Raw genomic sequence first — 19,373 nt, forward strand, 5'->3', positions numbered from 1 at the left:
ATGGCAAACGAAAACAACCCGAATAATAATGCTCCAAAGAAACCACGCTTTAGCTCGTGGTGGATTTATGGTGTGGTAATCGCTATTATAATTGGCTTCCAATTTTTTGGAGGAAGCAGTTTTTCTAGCACAGAAAAAACCACAACTTCTGAGTTACAGGAATTTTTACGCAACGGTGACATATCCAAAATCGTCATCATTACAAATACGCGTCAGGCCAAGGTATACCTTACCGAGGAGGCCATGAAAAAGGACGTCCACAAAGGTGTGGCCGAGAAACCCCTTTTCCCCTCCACTGGTCTGGTACCACAATACGTTCTGGACTACGGAGACCTCCAGATTTTCCAGAATGAAATCACGGAAATCAAGAAAGAAAACAACTTGGACACCATTGTCGAATTCGACACGGAATCCAATGTGCTCGGTGAAATATTCTTGACCCTGCTGCCATTCGCTCTTATTATAGGTATTTGGATATACCTCATGCGCAGAATGTCTGGTGGTGCAGGAGGTGGTGCAGGCGGACAGATTTTCAATATCGGAAAATCCAAGGCCAAACTATTCGATGAAAAAACGGATACCCGTACATCTTTTAAAGATGTAGCAGGCTTGGAAGGTGCAAAAGAAGAAGTTCAGGAAATCGTAGAGTTCCTTAAAAACCCGGATAAATATACCTCCCTTGGGGGTAAAATACCAAAGGGAGCCCTTTTGGTAGGCCCTCCCGGTACAGGTAAGACCCTTTTGGCAAAAGCCGTGGCAGGTGAGGCAAAAGTGCCTTTCTTCTCACTATCAGGTTCAGACTTCGTGGAGATGTTCGTAGGTGTGGGGGCATCAAGGGTAAGGGATTTGTTCAAACAAGCGAAGGACAAATCACCCGCCATCATATTTATTGATGAAATCGACGCAATTGGACGTGCAAGGGGAAAGAACAACTTTACGGGTTCCAATGACGAGCGTGAAAATACATTGAACCAGTTATTGACCGAAATGGATGGTTTCGGCACCAACACCAACGTAATTGTGTTGGCTGCAACCAACCGTGCCGATGTACTGGATAAAGCATTGATGCGTGCAGGGCGTTTTGACCGTCAAATTTATGTTGACCTACCCGACCTTAACGAAAGAAAGGAAATATTCGAAGTTCACCTTCGTCCCATTAAAACGGCAGAAACACTGGATTTGGACTTTTTGGCCAAGCAAACACCCGGTTTCTCAGGAGCAGATATTGCCAATGTCTGTAACGAAGCTGCACTTATCGCCGCCCGTAAAGAGAAAAAAGCGGTGACAAAACAAGACTTCTTGGATGCCGTTGACAGAATTGTTGGAGGTCTGGAAAAGAAGAACAAAATCATCACCCCGGACGAAAAGAAAACCATTGCCTTCCACGAAGCAGGGCACGCCACCGTAAGCTGGATGTTGGAACATGCTGCACCGTTGGTAAAAGTTACCATTGTACCGCGTGGACAATCGCTGGGTGCCGCTTGGTACCTTCCCGAAGAACGCTTAATTGTTCGACCAGAGCAAATGTTCGATGAAATGTGTGCGACCATGGGTGGTAGAGCCGCAGAAAAAGTAATGTTCGGCAAAATTTCCACAGGTGCATTGAGTGATTTGGAAAAAGTAACCAAACAAGCTCGTGCCATGGTTACCATATATGGGCTTAATGATGAATTGGGGAACATTACCTATTACGATTCTTCAGGACAGAACGAGTACGGGTTCACCAAACCGTATAGTGAAGAAACGGCCCAAAAAATTGACCAAGAGATATCCAAAATGATAGAAAAGCAGTATCAGCGAGCTATTAAATTGTTGGAAGACAATAAAGACAAGCTTACCGAACTTGCCGAAAGACTTTTGGACAAAGAGGTTATTTTTAAAGACGATTTGGAAAAGATTTTTGGCCAGAGACCTTTTGAAAAAGAGGAAGAAAAACTTGAACCTGCCGAATAAAATCATTTAGCAAAATCTAACCAAAAGAATTATATTGATTCAGTAGAAAAGAACGCATAACCATAAATGGGAGTTTTTAAAAAACTTTTCGGAGGAGGAAAAAAGGTTTCCAAGGAAACCACGGAAACCCGTGGTGAGCACATGCCCGATTTAAAGATTCCCGTAGATGAGAAATTTACCATCTACTTTAAAAAAAATGGTGGCAAATTTATCTACTGCGAAGATTTTGCAGAGGTTTCCGAAGCGTTAAAAAACATTATTTCGGAAAATGATTGGCAAAACCATCTTTTTTATTCCATGGATCCCAGATTGGAAACACGTTTTGCTTCGGAGAACATTAACTTCACCAATGACCGCAACGAAAGCGATATTTTCTTTACAACCTGTGAGCACCTTGTTGCACACAACGGTTCCATTTTGGTATGCTCCAATCAAATAAAGGAAAAGAAATTAAACGAACTCCCTTCCAACTTGGTGGTTTTTGCCACCACAAGTCAATTGGTGGATTCCATCAGTGAAGCACTCAAAATTATCAAAGAACGCTATCAAAAAAATATTCCCAATAACATTACAACCTTAAAGCACTTTCAGCAAACTCCCGAAAACAAAGATGACTTTCTTTCCTACGGAAGTGCCTCAAAAAATGTATATCTTTTACTCCTAGAAGATTTCTAAATAAATGAGAGAGCTTTTGCGACGCTCCATAACAGGAGTGATTTACGTGGTACTTTTGCTAGGAGCGGTATTCTTGAGCTCGGATGCCTTCGATTTTTTATTTATGACCTTTGGTTTGGCTTGTCTATATGAATTTAAACGTATTGTCCGTTTAAAAGGATATTATGTGTTTATGGCCTATTTGGCGTTATGGTGGGTCTTTATTTATTTGACCAATGACACAACTGCCATCAACCTTTTGATGCTGTTGACCATTACCGTGGATATCGCATTACTGATGTTTCTTTTCTCTAAAGGCCCCAGGAATTTCACCAGTTTTCAGAAGTTTTTTATTGGACTCTTCTACATTGGGGGCGGATGTATTTTTTTAACTATGATCCCCTATAAGATCGATGAATTTGCCCAGTTTTTGATCATGGGCATCTTTATTTTGATATGGGTCAATGATACGTTTGCCTATTTAGTGGGCCGAACTTTTGGCCGCACAAAACTTTTTCCTTCAGTTTCACCAAAAAAAACCATTGAAGGTTCTGTTGGAGGTCTTATTTTTGCACTGGTAGCTGCTTATTTTTTATCGTGGTACGAAACAAGGCTCACGGTAATGGAATGGATGGCAATGGCCTGTTTAATAGTGATTGCAGGAAGTTTGGGCGATTTATTGGAATCAAAATTCAAACGAATGGCAGGAGTAAAGGATAGCGGGGCTATTTTACCTGGACATGGCGGAATTTGGGACCGACTGGATAGCTTGGTTTTTGCAGCACCTTTTGCTTATTTGATTTTAACTATATTCTCCTATGTTTCATAAAGAGGGGCAAAAAATTATTATCACCACATTTTTTTTAGTGGTAGCTGTGGTATTGACCGCACAGTACTTCATTGATGTTGAATGGATTCGGTTTACGGTACAAATTGCTGCATTGTTGCTTTTGATAGCTATTCTACAATTTTTTAGGAACCCAAAAAGGTTGGTCACGCCCAATTTTGATGAAATATTGGCCCCAGTTGATGGAAAAGTGGTTGTAATCGAAGAGGTTTACGAGCCCGAATACTTCAAAGAGAACAGAAAGCAAGTATCCATATTCATGTCTCCCACCAATGTGCACGTTACAAGGTATCCGGCTAGCGGAACAGTTACCTATTCCAAATACCACCCCGGAAAATATTTGGTGGCCTGGCACCCAAAATCCAGTACTGAAAATGAACGTACCACTATAATACTGCACACACCAAAATTTGGGGAAATCGGGTACAGACAAATAGCAGGTGCCATGGCACGTAGGATCGTAAACTATGCCGAAGAGGGCGAACAAGTTACTCAGGGCGAGGATGCTGGATTCATAAAATTTGGGTCCAGAGTAGATCTGTTGTTACCGCTAGACTGTGATATTAACGTAAAACTCAATCAAAAAGTAGTTGGAGCACGCACTTGCATTGCTTCCGTTAGACCATTGGATGATTAACGAAGAATTACATAAAAGATTCAACGACGCCGTTAACTTTGTTAACGACTACACCGATCCATTGCCAGCCGATCTGTTGCTAAAACTCTATGCCTACTTCAAAATTGCGAACAAAAACTTTGATAACCCAGGTAGTAGGACCCCCCTTATCAATGCATTCAAGGCAAACGCCCTTTTCCAAGCAAAGAGAATAAGTGTGGAAGAGGCCATGGAAAAATATGTGGAATTGGTGGAAAAAGAGCTAAAAACCCTCTAAGAAACCAAATTTGGGGTAGCAAACGATTTCTCGAAATACGTAAAATAGATAGCTCCAAAAATCGTCACCAAAAAATAAAAGGCCACAAAGTAGCTTGCCGCCGAAAAATACGTGTCGATCCCAAACCAATCGTTGGTTACATAAATAAGTATCACCCCCCCTATTCCTCGGACCATTTCAATCCAAACTGCGTAGTTCTTACGATCCATTAAGGTTGTATATCCATAAATGCCCACAAAAATAAACGCACCGAAAAGTAAAAGGCCATCAAAACCAATCTCCGAGTAACTGTAAAACATAAAGAGCATTAAAAAGGTGGTAACGATCAACTGAAAGAGTGCATACCCCTTTAAGGATCTAGATGCCTCGGGTTGATACTTCCTAAAGTTGTACACGTTCTCTATAATAGTAACAGGATATTTTTCCTTTACATCTTTAGGCCGCCAACCTGTGGGCATAAACCAAATCCGTAGTTTGTCCAGATAGCTTTTGGTCCTCCATGCATCCTGTATCAACCGCCATAAATGCTGAAAGTTGATGATTATCGGATTCCAGGTATTTGCCGGTTTTAATACGCCGTATTGCGGAGGCACCTCATCCAACTCCTCCTGAAAGGTTCCGAACATCCTATCCCAGACACAGAATATCTGTCCAAGGTTTTTATCGATGTACTCTGGATTAATGGCATGATGCACACGATGCTGTGACGGGGTCACGATCACATACTCCAAAACCCCCATTTTACCAATATGTTGGGTGTGATACCAAAACTGGGCAAACAAATGGATGGGAGCAAGTATCGCAATCACTTGGTTGGGGACCCCCAAAAGAGCGGCAGGAATCAATAAAAGTGCGTAATACCCCAGCAAATTTGAAATGGGCTGCCTTAGCGCACATGCCAAATTAAACTCTTCACTACTATGATGAATCACATGTTGGTTCCAAAAAAAATTGATATGATGGCTCAGCCTATGGTTCCAATAGCCAGCAAAATCCAGGGCAATAAAGGCCACTGTCCAAACTAACCACGTAGCCTTTATTTCCACCAAGGCCAAATGCTCCAATAAAAAGGGATAGCTTACCAAAATAAGTACCAGCCCCAGAGAATCCTTTACCACATTGGTCAGACCAGAGCTAAGACTGCTCACGGTATCCATGAGATTGTGTTTCTGATCTTTTACAAACCGACCGTAAAGAATTTCAATCAATACTAAGCCAATAAAAAACGGTGTAGCATATAACAATGCTGTTGCATACGATTCCATTTCAAAAATTTACGCTTTGCTCAATGCAAGAATGGGATTATGTGCTTATAAGTTACTTTAAATTTTTAAATAACTGAATATCGTTGGCATCTGTTAAATCGGGAATATGCTCGGAGCGAGGAATACACAGGACGCTTTTCGGTTGTTCGGCAACCAAGGTGTCAACGGCCTTGGGCAATTCCTTTTCTTTGCGTACTGGGTCAATAGGACATTTTTCTAAATAGGGATAGATTTCCTTCCCGGAAAAACTAAAAATGTTCATGCTAACCCGTAGCTCACCTGAGGCATCTTTATATTTGGGAACATCTTCCATGTCAGGTTTTTCAATAATGTCTTGCAAAAAACCATCTGGAGAAATATCCATTACGGCAAACTTCGCAATGCGCTCCTCGGTATAATCAAAACCCGAACTGCCATAACTGATCAAGGCATGGGGAGCTTTTCTTTCTTCCCGTAAATCTTGCAAAGCACCAATGGAGTATAGATTATCCCCATTACAAACCGTAAACGTGGTTTGCTTCAATTCTGGATACTGATCCAAACATTGTTGAAGGGCATCAGCGGTGCCCAATGGTTTTGTTCTTCCTTCTGGCACCGATTGCACGGCCAAGAAAACCTCCAATCCTGTTGGAAGATCGTCTTGCTCCTTCAAATTCCGAAAAGCCTCATTTTCAGGGCTAGTGATCAAATAAAGTTTGGTGTATCCTGCTTCCACAGCATTCTGAACCAGATAGTACAAAAAGGGTCTCCCATTTTTCCCAACGGGAATTAAACTTTTATGGGGGATATTGTCCATAACATCCTTTTGACCTTCCATATCTTTTAGGCTTCGCTTCATCCGTGAAGATGCACCACCTACCATGATGATCAAACTTGTATTCTCCATTATAATCAACTTGTTAATTCTACTGTGTAGACCGCCTTGGCACCCTTGTCCAAAAACGCCTTTTTTACCTTTTCCTCAATATCGTCCGTGATTATGGACACCATACAGCCACCACCACCCGAACCAATGATCTTTGTTCCTATCGCTCCAGCACTGCGCGCAGCATCCATCATCTCCACCATTTCAAAAGGTGTATTTTTAATTTCATTTTGAAGAATGGTCTGGTGTTGGTTCATTAAATCTCCCAAAACCTGGATATCGGGATTAGCCTTTAACAACTCTTTTTTTGCTTCCAAGGTGATGTGATAGTTATAAATAGTAGCGTACCAGTACCCCTGAAGCTTCTTGGGCACCAGATTGACATATTTTTCATAATCCTCCAAAGTGGCATGTTCCAGTTCAAACTCTGAATGAACACTTTTGACGGCCGCCGTAGCTTTTTGAGCATATACCCGGGCATTCTTTAATACCTCCAAGGTTTTTTTGGGCACTCCAGACTCTGCCACCAGCAATTTTCCCAATTTGGCATTGAGGCGAGTACTTTCACCACTCTGGGTATCAATATAGAGTAATCCTTTTTGGGCTATAGTATATTGATCCATTAAACCTCCAGGCTGATCAAAGAACAGTACTTCGGCCTCATACGCCCATCTCCCGATTTGAAAGTCGCTTATTTCTTCCGACTTTCCTTGCGTAGCTACCAAAAAACGTATCCATGCCACAACTAGCGCAGAAGAACTGGAAAGTCCGGCATTTACAGGAATGTTTCCCGATATTTCGATATCGTAACCCTGATCAAACTGAAAACCTTCTTTTTTTAAAACGGCCATCACGGACCTAAAATAATCATCGGCTTGAACTTGCTTTAAATCATCGTCCAACGCAATGGATGTATTCGCTTTAAGGTCCAATAACTTTAAAAGATATATACTATCGGTATTTGGGCTTGCCTTTAAATTGATGTAGCGATCAATGGTCCCGGCGATAACTGGCAATCCCAAATAATCCTGATGATCCCCGTAAAAACAGATTCGAGCGGGTACTTTTATTTCAATCATTGGTTACAGTCTACTTAATTTATAATTTGCAACGGCTCTGTATCCTTCCAATTGCCTCGTGTAAAATCGGGGAAGGGTTGTGGTGCCCCGCCGCTGGCCACCGAACGTTCACTCAATGGGGAAACAGCACTCCATAGGCATCCTTCGTAAACATTCTGGTCCAAAGGCAATCCTTTTTGCAGGCATTCTACTATGCGGTACACCATGATTCCGTCCATTCCTCCATGCCCACTTCCCTTAGCTGCTTCATTTAGCCGTTTATAGAGCGGGTGATCATATTTTTCGTATAATCTTTCGAGCTGCTCACCTTGTACCCAAGAGTGGTGATCTTCTGTAAGTCCTTCCACACCACCTTCTAAAGCTACGCGGGTCGGAAATCCAGCTAAAATACCTTTGGTTCCCTGCACTAAATTCAGTCGGGAATAGGGTCTAGGACTGGTTTCATCCCACTGCACCATAATGGTTTTTCCCATCGCGGTTTTGATGATGGATGTATTCAAATCCCCACCCTTAAAATCGAGTTGATTCCATTTATGATCCGCTGGATAATTTTTTTCAGCATATAACTCGCGTCCTCTTGCCGGGGTCGAGAATGAAACCAAGCTACCAAAAGTATCATCTTGTCTTGCCAAGTTCATATATTGGGCAACAGGTCCCAAACCATGGGTCGGGTATAAATTCCCATTTCTTTTGGCATAGTGGTATGTTCTCCAAGAGCCTGTACCCCTTTCTTGCTCTTCCATTTGCCAACGCAATTCGTGGATATAGGCAGCTTCGCCATGCAAGATCTCTCCAATTACCCCTTGTCGGCACATATTAAGGAACATCAGTTCATCTCGGCTGTAGTTAACGTTCTCCAACATCATACAATGCTTTTGGGTGCGTTCACTGGTATCCACTATGTCCCACATATCCTGAATGGTGGTAGCTATAGGGACCTCAACAAAGGCATGGGCCCCATTTTCCATGGCCCCAATGGCCATTGGTGCATGATTGGCCCAATTGGTAGCGATAAACACCACATCGGGGTTTACTTCTTTAAGCATGGTTCGCCACTTATCTTCATCACCCCAGTATTGAGCTATATTTTTATGTCGATTTGCTCCTGCGGCATCCTTTACCCATTGCGTCTTTTCTTTTACCAAATCCTCATAAAGATCACAGATAGCGACTACCTCAGTTCCTTCCAGAGCGGCAAAAAACTTGGCATGCGTTCCCCCTCTGGCTCCTACTCCAATAAAAGCAGCACGAACGTTTTCCAATTTAGGTGCAGCAAATCCACCCATATAGGTTGAAGAAAGAGGTCTCTCGAAATTGGCTTTTAAATAAGTTGGGGCTATCGAAACTGCGGCAGCGGTTAACGAAGTTTTTTGGATAAAACTTCTTCTATCGAGGTTTTTCATTGGTCCTAAAGTCAATTGGTTATTATGCCTTCCAAAGTATGAAAAATAAAAAGAAAAGGGAAGCTTGCTTCCCTTTTCAAAATCAATAAACTATGTATTTTTCGGTTATTGCAAACTTGCCAAACTCTTCTCCAAAGTTTCAATCTTGGCTTCGGCATCGGCAGCTTTTTTACGTTCCATGGCCACTACCTTTTCCGGTGCATTGTTCACAAAACGCTCGTTGCTCAACTTCTTTTCCACCGATTTTAAAAATCCTTTGGTATAATTGAGCTCTTCCGTAATCTTGGCGATTTCAGCTTCAACGTCAATGGCGCCACTTATCGGAATAAAGTATTCGTTACTCTTTACCCTAAATGTGAGTGCTCCCTCCAAACTGGCATCAACCGCCTCCATTTTTGATAGGTTTCCTAATTTTAGGATAATGGTGTCCATCTGCGAACCTATGCCCTCTGCATTTAACATGAAGAGTTCCAACGCATCCTTTTGAGGGATGTTCTTTTCCTTTCTGACAGTACGAATCCCTGAAATTACCTCAGAAGCAAATTCAAAATCTGCAATCAAGGTCGAGTCCACTTCCTTTGTATCGGGCCACTGGGCAACGATCAAAGCATCCTCTGGGGTACGCTCGGCTATATGCTGCCAAACTTCCTCCGTTAAGAACGGCATAAATGGATGCAACAACTTCAAGTTTTCTTCAAAAAGTCCCAAAACCTCACTATACGTTTTTTTGTCTATGGGCTTTTGATATTCTGGTTTTACAATCTCCAACAACCAAGAACAAAAATCATCCCATACCAATTTATAGGTAGCCATCAGGGCATCGGAAATACGGTATTTGGAGAAATGGTCCTCAATCTCCACCAAAGTTTGATTGAACTTGGCCTTGTACCACTCAATTCCCTTTTGTGCCGCTTCAGGCTGCGGAATATCAGCTACTTCCCATCCTTTTACCAATCGGAAGGCATTCCAAATTTTATTGGCAAAGTTGGCCCCTTGCTGACAAAGAGCTTCATCAAACAACAAATCGTTACCGGCCGCGGAACTCAATAATAGTCCTACACGAACCCCATCGGCACCAAAATCGGATATAAGTTTTAGCGCATCGGGCGAATTACCCAAAGATTTTGACATTTTTCTACGCTGTGCATCTCGAACCAAGCCGGTCAAGTACACATTTTCAAAAGGTCGTTTACCTCTATACTCATAACCAGCCATAATCATTCTGGCCACCCAGAAAAATAGGATGTCCGGTCCAGTTACCAAGTCACTGGTCGGGTAATAATAGTTGATTTCCTCATTTTCCGGTTCCAAGATGCCACCAAAAACACTCATGGGCCACAACCAAGATGAGAACCAGGTATCCAATACATCGGCATCTTGACGCAAATCGGACAATTGGATATTTGGGTTCTTGGTCTTTGCCAGTTCCAATGCTTCTTCTGGAGTCTCGGCAACAACAAAATCCTCTTTACCATCACCATAATAGTAGGCAGGAATTTGTTGTCCCCACCACAACTGGCGAGAAATGTTCCAATCACGGATGTTTTCCATCCAATGGCGATAGGTATTCTCGAATTTAGAAGGGTACAGCTTTATATCCTTGGTTTCCAAAACTCCTTCAATAGCAGGTTTCGCCAGGTTTTCCATTTTTAGGAACCATTGGTCGGATAATCTCGGTTCAATCACCGCTTTTGTCCTTTCAGAGGTGCCCACTTTGTTCGTATGCTGTTCCGTCTTTACCAGATATCCTTTCTCTTGAAGCTCTTTCGAGATTTCTTTGCGAACCACAAAACGGTCCTTCCCTTCATAGTGAAGGCCAAAAGAGTTCAAGGTGGCGTCTTCGTTAAAAATATCGACCACCTCCAGGTTGTGTTTATCTCCAAGATTTTTATCGTTCTCGTCGTGAGCAGGTGTAACTTTTAGGCATCCTGTACCAAACTCAACATCTACATATTCATCCTCAATAATAGGAATTACCCTATCGCAAATGGGTACAATGGCCTTTTTGCCGCGTAAATGACGGTATCTTTCGTCATTGGGATTGATACAAATAGCGGTATCCCCCAAAATGGTCTCTGGACGGGTGGTGGCAATGGTCACTTTTTCATCGGAACCTTCAATCGCATAGGACAAGTAATACAACTTACCTTGGCGTTCTTCATATATCACCTCTTCATCAGAAAGAGTGGTCTTGGCCTCAGGGTCCCAGTTCACCATTCGGTATCCTCTGTATATCAAACCTTTATTGTATAAATCAACAAAAACCTTAATTACCGAGGCAGACATATCGTCGTCCATGGTGAACTTGGTGCGATCCCAGTCACAAGAACAGCCAAGTTTCTTCAATTGCTGTAAAATGACACCCCCATATTCGTTGGTCCAATCCCAAGCGTGCTTTAGAAATTCATCACGCGATAATTTTGACTTGTCTATACCATCCGCTTTTAGCTTGGCCACAACTTTAGCCTCCGTGGCAATGGAAGCATGATCCATTCCTGGCACCCAACAGGCATTTTTCCCCAAGAGTCTGGCTCTTCGGATAAGAACATCTTGAATGGTATTGTTTAGCATATGGCCCATATGGAGCACCCCCGTGACGTTTGGAGGGGGTATTACTATGGTGTATGGCTCCCTTTCATCTGGTTTGGAACTAAAGTAATCATGCTCGGACCAGTAGGCATACCAATGCTCTTCGACCCTTTTTGGGTCATATTTTGATGGAATTTCCATTTTTCGGTACAGTTTTTGTTTAATTGGACTGTGATTGGTTTTTTGAAGGGAAAGCTAAATGTTAATTTTACGCTATTCTTCGGATTAGAGCCAATCCAGAAATACGAAACAAAAATAAGTAACGTTATCCTATAACAAAAGAATTTTGGATGCAGGTATCAAAACATCTACATTTGAAGTTCACCCAAAAACCAAAAATGATGAAAAAAACTGTACTCATGCTGTTTGTAGGGCTTTTATCCTTAGGGGTATATGCTCAAGAGACTGCTAAAATCGAATTTAAGAGCGAGACCATTGATTACGGAGAAATCGAAAGAGGTAGTGATGGTGTTCGTGTTTTTGAGTTTACCAACACAGGAAATGTTCCTTTAGTGATCAGTAATGTTAGGTCCAGCTGCGGATGTACAATTCCCAAAAAGCCAGAAGAACCTATCATGCCTGGTAAAACAGGTCAAATCGAAGTAAAATATGACACCAACAGAGTTGGCCCAATAAGAAAGGCAATTACTGTTACATCGAATGCAGATACTCCTACGAAAGTTCTTAAAATAAAAGGAACCGTAAAAAATCCCGGAGCGAAGTAAGCGAAAAATAATATATATATTTAAAAGCCCCGCAACCATTTACTTGCGGGGCTTTTTATATGTTAATCGTCGTCGAACATCTTCTTGAGCACAAAGGTGAACAACAAATCAGTATTATACCTTTCTATAAGAACCCTAATTCGTTTGCCTTCTTTCTCATTGAGCATTTTCAGAATTTCCTGAAGCTTATATTTGTGGACCTTTCTGCCATTAACGGCCAAAATAACATCACCTTCCTGCAGACCAGCTTCTTCAGCGGGACTGCCCGCACGAATACCGGAAACCACGATTTCCGGGACCAGACTTAACCGGGTTTTATTTTCCAATAAAATCTGAACGTTACCAAAAGTATCGCTGCCATCTTCTTCTTTTACGATACCGTTGACATCCGCAATACTTTCCGCTATATAGCGCAAGCCATTATGCTGCAGGTCTATACCTGCCAAATTGTAATGAAAAGGGTCTTTGAAGTTTCCATTCTTTTTTAACGTCACCAATCCCCGGGCATAATCGAATACCATATTAAAACGCTTGAGTACTTCTCCCCCAAGGCTTCCATTCCGGTCTCCCAAACTATCCATACCCTGAAAAGACTCTCGATAAGGAAAAGCTACTTTAGCTTCGTCCAATTCAAAACCACCGATTCGAACTCCATTGATTTTACTGCGTTTTCCAAAGATATCCCCACTCAATCCCCTGCCTAAATGGTCTTCATAGTTCTTTTCTGGTATTGCCAATCCTTTATCCGGCTCCGGAAAAAGCCACAAGGCATCACTACTTCCTGTATCCACCAACAATTTCACGCTCACATTTGCCGTGTCCTTCATTAAAACCGTTCCTTCCACATAAGCTTTTCTTTTTTCTATGGTAAGAGGAATGGTCTGTGTTTTTCTTCGATCCCTGTACTTATAATGTTCAGGATTGTGCAATTTCAATTTTCGAGAAGAATAATTCACCTCAACAACAAAATCCCTGAACAGGTCATATCCCATAATTCCATGTACAGGAATTCCCAAGGATGTTGAAAAATTGATTTCCCTGTCCAGAACCACATAAAGATCTTGCGAAAAGTTTTTGGCTTTTCCCAGTTTAAAGGCATTACCCTTAGAGCTTAATGCTTTCATAGGCTCTCCCCCACCAAGGCCTCGAATGGTAACCTCGGATACATTATTGATTGGAATTGAGTCCGATTCGGATAGATTGAAAAGAATAGGTTTACTTACCCCGGAATCCAAAATAAAGGTGAGTTCCGTGCCATTGATCTCAACAGGAATGATGATCAGGTTATTGATCAGTTCAAATTTTATCTTTTGGAATTTTTCAGCTTTGGGCAATTGATACCCTTGTGCCATCACAAAAAATGGCATCAATAAAAGAAGTGTGAAAAAGATGATATTTTTTCTCAACATACTTAATTTCAACGTATCATACCTATTAAATATACAAATTAAGCTGCAAACCTGATATTAATTTAACATTTCGATAAGCAAGTAATTATTCTTTAAAGTTGTTGTTTTCGATAGTTGGTTTTCTCATTTTTGCCAAAACTTTAGCACATGCCAAGTATCTCAAAAAAAGGGACGCAAATGCCCGCTTCGCCCATTCGCAAATTGGTACCTTATGCAGAAGCTGCCAAAAAACGAGGAACCCATGTAATCCATCTTAATATTGGACAGCCTGACATTAAAACTCCGAAAGTAGCGCTAGATGCTGTAAGGAATCACAATATTGAAGTGCTTGAGTATAGCATGACCCAAGGTTCTGAACAGTATCGCCAAAAAATAGCGGCCTATTACGCCAAACAAGAGATTTTTGTTGACGCCGAAGATATTATTGTAACTACGGGGGGTTCCGAAGCACTGTCGTTTACCATGGGAACCATTATGGACAATGATGATGAAATTATCATTCCGGAGCCATTTTATGCCAATTATAATGGATTTGCCACCGCTGCAGGGGTTAAAGTAAAACCTATTGCATCGTCTATAGAAAATAATTTTGCCCTTCCTCCTATTTCCAAGTTTGAAGAACTTATCACTCCTAAAACAAAAGCCATCCTAATTTGCAATCCTGGAAACCCAACTGGATATCTATACAGTAAGGAAGAAATACATCAATTGGCCGAGTTGGTGAAAAAACATAATCTTTTCCTTGTTGCTGATGAAGTTTACCGAGAATTCACTTATGACGGCAGGGAACATTATTCCATTTTACAAGTGGAAGGATTGGAAGAGCATGCCATTGTGGTCGACTCTGTTTCCAAGCGCTATAGCATGTGTGGGGCAAGAATCGGTTGTCTAATCTCCAAAAACACTGAGGTGATCGGAACTGCAATGAAATTTGCACAAGCACGATTATCTCCACCAACTTTTGCTCAAATTGCGAGCGAGGCCGCCTTGGAAACTCCCCAAGAATATTTTGATGACGTAATCGAGGAATATGTTTCCAGAAGAAACCTCTTAATTACCGAACTCAACAAGTTGGAAGGGGTCAAGGTTGCCACACCACAGGGTGCGTTTTACTGTGTTGCCGAACTACCTATAGAAGATGCCGACCACTTTGCACAATGGTTGTTGGAAAGTTTTGAGGTCGATGGAAAAACCGTGATGGTTGCTCCAGCAGCTGGCTTTTACGCAACACCGGGTCTTGGAAAAAATCAGATAAGAATTGCCTATGTGCTCGAAAAAGAGCAACTTGTAAAGGCTGTCCAAATTTTGGGAAAGGCCTTAACCGAGTATAACGCCCAGTGAACATTCAGGAAAACATATCCTTAAAAAGCTACAATACCTTTGGTATTGATGTTAAAGCACGGTTTTTTGTAGAAATAACCGGACTGGTTCAGCTTCAAAAAGCACTGGAACTCAAGGCATACCCAAAAAAATTCATCATCAGTGGTGGCAGCAATATGTTGCTGACCAAGGACATTGACGCACTGGTGATGCACATCCAACTTAAAGGCATTACCGTTGTTGAGGAAGATGAGGATACCGTTGAAGTAAAAGTGATGGCCGGCGAAAATTGGCACGAACTGGTGATGTGGAGTTTGGAGCAAGGATACGGTGGATTGGAAAATCTTTCGTTGATTCCAGGTAATGTGGGCACGGCACCCATTCAAAACATTGGTGCCTATGGTGTTGAGCTCAAAGATGTCTTTGTTAGCTGTGCCGCCATGAATTTAAAAACCAGGGAACTGGAAGGTTTTGACAACGAAGCCTGCGAATTTGGTTACAGGGATTCCATTTTCAAAAAGAAGGTGAAAGGAAAGTATATCATCACTTCAGTTGTTCTAAAACTGACCAAAAAAGACCATGTGCTGCACACGGGTTATGGTTCCATCGAAAATGAGCTGAAGAACAAAGGAATCGTTCATCCAACCATAAAAGACATTTCCAATGCAGTAATTGATATTCGAAGAAGCAAATTGCCCGACCCCAAGGAAATTGGCAACAGCGGTAGTTTTTTTAAAAACCCCATCATTTCCAAAAAAACCTTTGATAAATTCATTAAAAAAAATCCCGACGCCCCTTTTTATGAGGTAGATGATAATCAATATAAAATACCTGCGGGGTGGCTCATAGAACAATGCGGTTTTAAAGGCAAAAGGTTCGGTGATGCCGGAGTACACGAAAAGCAAGCATTGGTTTTGGTGAATTACGGGAATGCCACGGGCAAAGAAATTCTTTTCTTGGCCAAAAAGATTCAGGAGGAGGTACAAAAAAACTTCAAGATAAAAATCCAGCCAGAAGTAAACATAATAAAATAACCCTCGCATTGAAACCAATAACGAGGGTTATACCAAACCAAACTAACCAAATTTATATATGTCATCAGGGCTGTAAAACCCTTTATTTATTGCTAATTAAGCTAAACAAAATGCTTTTTCTGTCTTAGCTTTGTTTTATATACGAGATAAATCCTATTTTAGATTTTGGCCCCACAAAAAATTTTACCAAAAACACCATAAATGAGCACATTGATCGAGAGACATATTGTTTCACTCCTTGCGGAAAAGGACGATAAGGCCATTTCCCTTCTCTACGAAAACTATGGAGACACGCTCTTTGGGGTTGCCTATAAAGTGGTTAAAGACGAAGATTTGGCCCAAGATGTGCTTCAGGAAAGTTTTATTAAAATCTGGAAAAAAGCAGATACTTACGACCCTTCTAAGGCCAAACTTTTTACCTGGTTGTTCCGAATTACCCGAAATACAGCCATAGATAAGTTAAGAAGTGTTACCAATAAATCGGACAAAGAGATCCAAATCGACGTTTCGGACGTATATAATGTTGGAGTAAAGAGTATAAATCCCGAACATCTGGACATCCAGGATAACTTGGACAAAATCGAAGATAAGTACAGGATTGTTCTTGAAGCCCTGTTTTTTGAGGGAATGACGCAGCAGGAGGCAAGTGATGAATTGGATATTCCCTTGGGAACCATAAAGTCCAGATTAAAAATCGGACTTAGGGAACTTGGAAAGATTTACGGTACAACGATGTCTTTGCTTCTGTTATTAAACCTATTATCATGAAAGAGAAAGTTAAAATATTTTTAGAATCTGATATCTTGGAAAAGTATCTTTTGGGAGATACTACAAAAGAAGAATCACAGAAGGCCGAGAGGTACATTGCCATGTATCCTGAGGTAAGGGAAACATACGATACGCTCCAAAAAAACCTGGAGACCTTTGCCAACTTGTATGCCAAAAAGACCCCTGAAGGTCTTAAAGAAATAATTCTTGCCAGTGCCAAGAAAGAAAGTGTGGTGAGCAAAAGATTCATGCGCTATGCCGTCGCAGCCAGTATCGCTATTATGATCTTTGCTGGTTCCTCCCTTTTCTTCTGGAACCAGAACAAGAACTTGCAGGAAGAAAATACCATGGTCACGAACCAAATCAAGTATTTGGAAAACAACATGAAAGACCAGTTGGCCGATATGAGAAATCAATTTATCGTTCTCAACAATCCCGCTACCAAAAAGTATCAGGTAAAGGGTGAACGTGAGGCCAAAGAACTTAAGGCCATTGCATACATCAACCCCGTAAAAAAACTATCTTATATCAATGTAAGCAATGTTCCCGAACTTCCAGAGAACAAATGTTTCCAGATGTGGGCCGAAGTCAACGGTGAATTGGTCAACTTGGGGGTCATCAAAAATTTTGACGAAAAAGATAAGCTCCTTGCCCTTCCCTACGCCGATAATGCCGTAGGCTACATTACCATAGAACCAGAAGGTGGAAACAATACCCCTTCGGTGGACAATATCGTTGCCAACATCAAATATTAAGGTTCACTTTAAAGAAACCTTAAACGGGCTACCCTTTAGCAAGGTATTTTGTACCTTTGCATAAAAGTTGGAATATGAAGTTAGCATTAGTTACCATTGGATTGTTGGCACTTGCTTTCGCAGGAATCGCCATCAAAATCTGGGGAAAAAAGAACGGTGAGTTTGCTGGAACATGTGCAAGTCAAAGCCCTTTTTTAAACAAGGACGGAGAAGCTTGTGGTTTTTGTGGTAAACTTCCCGAAGAACAAGATTGTAAAAAAGACACCGTTACCAACACCCCATAATTCGTAATTTTTTAGATAAGACTCATTTTTTGGAAAAAACCGACGATTCCATCAAGGAGATTATACAAAAGGCAAAAGAAGGAAACCAAATTGCCTTTAGCACGCTTCTTGACACTTTTTGGAACGATGTTTACGGTTTTCAGGTGCTTCGCACCAAAAATGAGAACGACGCAGAGGATATCACCATACGAACCTTTTCCAGGGCGTTCGATAAAATTGACACTTACGACGAAAATTACGAGTTCAAGACTTGGCTCATTACCATATCCAAAAATCTTCATGTAGACCTTTTGCGAAAAAGAAAAAGAAGTCTCATGAACGATATGGAGTCCCGTGGCGACGAGGTAAAAAGAGTATTGGACGAAACCCCAACGGTGGAAGACCGTCTGATCACGGAGCAAAACCTTGCACACCTATTACAGGACATCAAAAAATTGAAGCCGCACTACCAAAAGGTCATCAACCTTCGGTATTTTCAGGAAATGAGCTATGCCGATATAGCCAAAGAACTCAATGAACCCGTGAACAATATCAAAGTAAAACTGCTCCGTGCGAAAAAGCTATTGGCGGAAATCATCAAAAAAAAGTGACCCCCTGCGAGGCATTTAGTTTCTTTCACAGTTTCGTATCTTTGTAAATCTAAATTAGATGTATGAGCACAAGCGTAGCAGAAAATGTTCTTCCACCTAAAGGAAAGCCAAAATGGCTAAGGGTCAAGCTCCCAACGGGCAAAAAATATACCCAACTTAGGGGACTCGTGGACAAATATGACCTTAATACCATTTGTACCTCTGGGAGTTGCCCGAACATGGGTGAATGTTGGGGAGAAGGTACAGCTACTTTTATGATCTTAGGTAACATCTGTACCCGTTCCTGCGGATTTTGCGGTGTTAAAACAGGTCGACCTGAAACCGTGGACTGGGCAGAGCCAGAAAAAGTGGCCCGCTCCATAAAAATCATGAACATAAAACATGCTGTGCTTACATCGGTAGACCGGGACGATCTTAAGGATATGGGCTCCATTATCTGGGCAGAAACGGTTAAAGCAGTCCGAAGAATGAACCCGGATACCACCATGGAAACCCTTATCCCTGACTTCCAGGGAATATCCACACACTTGGATAGAATACTAAAAGTAGCTCCGGAAGTGATTTCCCACAACATGGAAACCGTTAAAAGACTGACTCGAGAAGTTAGGATCCAGGCCAAATACGAAAGAAGCCTTGAAGTGCTGGACTATTTGAAGAAAAATGGAGCAAATAGAACCAAATCAGGTATCATGCTCGGTCTTGGTGAAGAAGAAAACGAGGTCATCACCACAATGGAAGACCTCAGAAAAGTTGATGTTGATGTAATCACCATTGGCCAATACCTACAACCATCCAAAAAACATTTGCCCGTGAAACAGTTTATTTTACCGGAGCAGTTCAAAAAATATGAAGAAATAGGGTTGGAAATGGGCTTTAGGCATGTGGAAAGTGGAGCCTTGGTTCGCTCATCGTACAAAGCCCACAAACACATACACTAGCT

Annotated in this window: 19 protein-coding genes; 13 read left to right on the forward strand and 6 right to left on the reverse strand. The window is 41.6% G+C overall.

What is annotated here, in order from left to right; all coding sequences use genetic code 11:
- From ftsH to J0654_RS14215, 5 genes are all read left to right on the forward strand, one after another.
- Positions 1-1,953 carry an ATP-dependent zinc metalloprotease FtsH gene (gene ftsH / locus J0654_RS14195; RefSeq protein WP_207029776.1) on the forward strand — a complete coding sequence of 651 codons (1,953 nt, stop codon included), beginning with the start codon at positions 1-3 and terminating at the stop codon, positions 1,951-1,953.
- Positions 1,954-2,019: 66 nt separating this feature from the next.
- Positions 2,020-2,628 (forward strand): LUD domain-containing protein, encoded by a 609-nt coding sequence (locus J0654_RS14200; protein ID WP_207029777.1) that lies wholly within the window; start codon positions 2,020-2,022, stop codon positions 2,626-2,628.
- Between the two features lie 4 nt (positions 2,629-2,632).
- Positions 2,633-3,436 carry a phosphatidate cytidylyltransferase gene (locus tag J0654_RS14205; protein ID WP_207029778.1) on the forward strand — a complete coding sequence of 268 codons (804 nt, stop codon included), beginning with the start codon at positions 2,633-2,635 and terminating at the stop codon, positions 3,434-3,436.
- Positions 3,426-4,091 (forward strand): phosphatidylserine decarboxylase family protein, encoded by a 666-nt coding sequence (locus tag J0654_RS14210; RefSeq protein ID WP_207029779.1) that lies wholly within the window; start codon positions 3,426-3,428, stop codon positions 4,089-4,091. Before J0654_RS14205 ends, J0654_RS14210 begins: the two co-directional genes overlap by 11 nt.
- A complete protein-coding gene (locus tag J0654_RS14215; protein WP_207029780.1) occupies positions 4,084-4,347 on the forward strand; it encodes an acyl-CoA-binding protein in 264 nt (87 codons plus the stop codon). The genes J0654_RS14210 and J0654_RS14215 overlap by 8 nt, the downstream gene beginning before the upstream one ends.
- On the opposite strand, the gene J0654_RS14220 is transcribed toward J0654_RS14215, so the two are convergent.
- From J0654_RS14220 to J0654_RS14240, 5 genes are all read right to left on the reverse strand, one after another.
- The gene (locus J0654_RS14220; protein ID WP_207029781.1) at positions 4,344-5,612 is read right to left on the reverse strand and encodes a sterol desaturase family protein; all 1,269 of its coding nucleotides are present in this window, start codon (positions 5,610-5,612) and stop codon (positions 4,344-4,346) included. The two genes, J0654_RS14215 and J0654_RS14220, sit on opposite strands and share 4 nt — an antisense overlap.
- Before the next feature lie 52 nt (positions 5,613-5,664).
- The gene (locus J0654_RS14225) at positions 5,665-6,498 is read right to left on the reverse strand and encodes a sugar phosphate nucleotidyltransferase (protein ID WP_237686010.1); all 834 of its coding nucleotides are present in this window, start codon (positions 6,496-6,498) and stop codon (positions 5,665-5,667) included.
- 5 nt (positions 6,499-6,503) lie between these two features.
- Complete coding sequence (locus J0654_RS14230; RefSeq protein WP_207029782.1) at positions 6,504-7,556, reverse strand: GHMP family kinase ATP-binding protein; 1,053 nt, start codon at positions 7,554-7,556, stop codon at positions 6,504-6,506.
- A gap of 14 nt (positions 7,557-7,570) precedes the next feature.
- On the reverse strand, positions 7,571-8,959 hold the full coding sequence (locus tag J0654_RS14235) for a Gfo/Idh/MocA family protein (protein WP_207029783.1): 1,389 nt from the start codon (positions 8,957-8,959) through the stop codon (positions 7,571-7,573).
- Positions 8,960-9,064: 105 nt separating this feature from the next.
- A complete protein-coding gene (locus J0654_RS14240) occupies positions 9,065-11,689 on the reverse strand; it encodes a valine--tRNA ligase (protein ID WP_207029784.1) in 2,625 nt (874 codons plus the stop codon).
- A 197-nt stretch (positions 11,690-11,886) separates the two neighbouring features.
- Between J0654_RS14240 and J0654_RS14245 the strand changes: the two genes are divergently transcribed.
- Positions 11,887-12,273, forward strand: a complete 387-nt coding sequence (locus J0654_RS14245; protein WP_390822340.1) for a DUF1573 domain-containing protein — start codon at positions 11,887-11,889, stop codon at positions 12,271-12,273.
- Between the two features lie 62 nt (positions 12,274-12,335).
- Here the strand turns inward: J0654_RS14245 and J0654_RS14250 are convergent, their stop codons facing one another.
- The gene (locus tag J0654_RS14250) at positions 12,336-13,682 is read right to left on the reverse strand and encodes an aspartyl protease family protein (RefSeq protein WP_207029785.1); all 1,347 of its coding nucleotides are present in this window, start codon (positions 13,680-13,682) and stop codon (positions 12,336-12,338) included.
- Between the two features lie 147 nt (positions 13,683-13,829).
- On the opposite strand from J0654_RS14250, the gene J0654_RS14255 reads away from it, so the two are divergent.
- The 7 genes from J0654_RS14255 (at position 13,830) to lipA (ending at position 19,371) form a co-directional block, all read left to right on the forward strand.
- Entirely contained in the window at positions 13,830-15,023 is a 1,194-nt protein-coding gene (locus tag J0654_RS14255; RefSeq protein WP_207029786.1) for a pyridoxal phosphate-dependent aminotransferase, read from the forward strand.
- Complete coding sequence (gene murB / locus J0654_RS14260; protein WP_207029787.1) at positions 15,020-16,036, forward strand: UDP-N-acetylmuramate dehydrogenase; 1,017 nt, start codon at positions 15,020-15,022, stop codon at positions 16,034-16,036. Before J0654_RS14255 ends, murB begins: the two co-directional genes overlap by 4 nt.
- A gap of 201 nt (positions 16,037-16,237) precedes the next feature.
- Entirely contained in the window at positions 16,238-16,804 is a 567-nt protein-coding gene (locus J0654_RS14265) for an RNA polymerase sigma factor (RefSeq protein ID WP_207029788.1), read from the forward strand.
- On the forward strand, positions 16,801-17,559 hold the full coding sequence (locus tag J0654_RS14270; RefSeq protein WP_207029789.1) for an anti-sigma factor: 759 nt from the start codon (positions 16,801-16,803) through the stop codon (positions 17,557-17,559). Before J0654_RS14265 ends, J0654_RS14270 begins: the two co-directional genes overlap by 4 nt.
- A gap of 74 nt (positions 17,560-17,633) precedes the next feature.
- A complete protein-coding gene (locus J0654_RS14275; RefSeq protein ID WP_207029790.1) occupies positions 17,634-17,843 on the forward strand; it encodes a membrane or secreted protein in 210 nt (69 codons plus the stop codon).
- Positions 17,844-17,872: 29 nt separating this feature from the next.
- Positions 17,873-18,433: an RNA polymerase sigma factor gene (locus J0654_RS14280; RefSeq protein WP_207029791.1), complete on the forward strand. Its 561-nt coding sequence runs from the start codon at positions 17,873-17,875 to the stop codon at positions 18,431-18,433.
- Between the two features lie 62 nt (positions 18,434-18,495).
- Positions 18,496-19,371 carry a lipoyl synthase gene (gene lipA / locus J0654_RS14285; protein WP_207029792.1) on the forward strand — a complete coding sequence of 292 codons (876 nt, stop codon included), beginning with the start codon at positions 18,496-18,498 and terminating at the stop codon, positions 19,369-19,371.
- Positions 19,372-19,373: the final 2 nt, after the last annotated feature.

Origin of the sequence: Flagellimonas profundi (assembly GCF_017313275.1) — a bacterium.
GTDB classification, from domain to species: Bacteria; Bacteroidota; Bacteroidia; order Flavobacteriales; family Flavobacteriaceae; genus Flagellimonas; species Flagellimonas profundi.